Source organism: Cellulomonas septica, from assembly GCF_012396155.1.
In the GTDB taxonomy this organism is placed as follows: domain Bacteria; phylum Actinomycetota; class Actinomycetes; order Actinomycetales; family Cellulomonadaceae; genus Cellulomonas; species Cellulomonas septica.
Genome location: NZ_JAAXOY010000691.1, coordinates 1 through 1,855, shown reverse-complemented (window position 1 = coordinate 1,855; position 1,855 = coordinate 1). Strand labels below are relative to the sequence as shown.

General features: G+C 73.5%; 3 protein-coding genes. 1 reads left to right on the top strand and 2 read right to left on the bottom strand.

Annotation, left to right across the window (positions count from 1 at the left end; translation table 11 throughout):
• Together HGA02_RS18165 and HGA02_RS18160 are read right to left on the bottom strand one after the other, a co-directional pair.
• Nucleotides 1-440: 2-C-methyl-D-erythritol 4-phosphate cytidylyltransferase (locus HGA02_RS18165; protein WP_168680692.1), on the bottom strand; the 440-nt coding region annotated here is incomplete at its 3' end.
• A 46-nt stretch (nt 441-486) separates the two neighbouring features.
• Nucleotides 487-969, bottom strand: a complete 483-nt coding sequence (locus HGA02_RS18160) for a CarD family transcriptional regulator (RefSeq protein ID WP_013769765.1) — start codon at nt 967-969, stop codon at nt 487-489.
• Nucleotides 970-1,315: 346 nt separating this feature from the next.
• Here HGA02_RS18160 and HGA02_RS18155 point away from each other — a divergent pair.
• The coding region (locus HGA02_RS18155) for a hypothetical protein (RefSeq protein WP_168680690.1) at nt 1,316-1,855 on the top strand (540 nt) is incomplete at its 3' end.

Sequence of the window (1,855 nt, the reverse complement as noted above, 5' to 3'; positions counted from 1 at the left end):
TGCTTGACGGTGTCGGTCACGGGCACACCGGGGACCACGGCGTCGTGTCCGGCGCGCACGGCCTCGACGACGCGCGCCACGAGGGCGGGCGGCACGAGCGGGCGGGCGGCGTCGTGGACGAGCACGACGTCGACGCCGTCGCGGGACGCGAGGACGTCGAGCGCGGCGGCGACCGACGACTGGCGCGTCGGCCCCCCACGCACGACGACCACGTCGCCACCGAGCCCCCCGAGGAGGGAGCGGACGGTGTCGACGTGGTCGGCGGGTGCGGTGACCACGAGGGTCACGACGTGCTCACCGGCGGCCGTGCGGGCCGCCAGCAGCCGTCGTGCGGCGTGCACGACGAGCGGTTCGCCATGGAGCGGCACGAGGGCCTTCGGCAGCGTGTGGCCGAGGCGCGATCCGCTGCCGGCGGCCGTGAGGACGGCGGCGACGCTCACCGGGACGCGGGGGCGGGGTGAGCGAGGCCGACGTGCTGGACGGGGGTCAGGACGCGAGGACCTCGTCGAGGATGGCCTCGGCCTTCTCCTCCTCGGTGTGCTCGGCGAGCGCGAGCTCCGAGACGAGGATCTGACGGGCCTTGGCGAGCATGCGCTTCTCGCCCGCGGACAGGCCGCGGTCGGCGTCACGCCGCGACAGGTCACGGACGACCTCGGCCACCTTGATGACGTCGCCCGAGGCGAGCTTCTCGAGGTTGGCCTTGTAGCGGCGCGACCAGTTGGTCGGCTCCTCCGTGTACGGGGCGCGGAGCACCTCGAACACGCGGTCGAGGCCCTCCTGGCCCACGACGTCACGCACACCCACGAGGTCGACGTTCTCCGCCGGGACCTCGATGGTCAGGTCCCCCTGGGCGACCTTGAGCTTGAGGTAGATCTTGTCCTCTCCGCGGATGGTCCTGGTCTTGATCTCTTCGATCAACGCTGCACCGTGGTGCGGGTAGACAACGGTCTCCCCAACAGTGAAAGTCATCTGCAGGCGTCCCCTTTCGCAGACGTGTATCTTATCACGCCCGATTTGACTCCCCGACGGCGTGAGACCTGCATCACTGCAGGTCAGCGCGGTGCTCGTCGGCGGCACCGCACACCGGCACCCTCGACGCGCGGGACGTCGGACCCACGACCTGGGCGAACGCCCGGGTAGGTTCCTCCCGGGCAGGTCACGCGCGTGCGCCGCGCCCGGTCACGGCCCGCGGGCGGCTAGGCTGGCCGTGCGGTCGTCCTCGACGCTCGCCGGCTGCCCGCCGGCGCAGCCGTGCGACGGCCGTCGACCTGACCGGATCCCCGCACTGGGGCACCCGACGCCCCGAGGAGTCATCGTGACCTCGCCCCGCCTCCGCACCCCCCGGCTCCTCGCGATCGCCGGCGCCACCGCCGCCGCGCTCGCGCTCGCGGGCTGCTCGGCCACCAACCCGATCACGACGCAGGACGAGTACGCGGCGTCCGACGGCGTCCGCGTGACCGTCGGCGAGATCCGTGGCGACAACCTCATGGTGCTGTCGGACGGCGACGGCGCCCCGGGCGTCCTGCACGGCGGGCTCGTCAACGACGGCTCCGAGGACGAGCGCGTGACGTTCACGTTCGAGGGCTCCGAGCCCACGACGGTCGACGTGCCCGCGGGCGCGACGGTGCTGCTCGACGGCACCGACGGGGACGACCGCGTCGACGTCCGGCTCGCCGCGGTCGACACGATCCCCGGCGGGCTCGTCTCGCTGACGCTGGGCACGGACACGTGGGGCGCGTCGACGTTCGACGTCCCGGTCCTCGACGGCACGCTTCCCGAGTACGCGGGCCTGGTGCCGACGCCGACCCCGACGCCCACCCCGACGCCGACGCCGACGGCCACCGAGACCGCGGAG

Coding starts and splice junctions, on each gene's coding strand:
- HGA02_RS18160 (WP_013769765.1), bottom strand. CDS start 969: ATGACTTTCACTGTTGGGGAGACCGTTGTCTACCCGCACCACGGTGCA.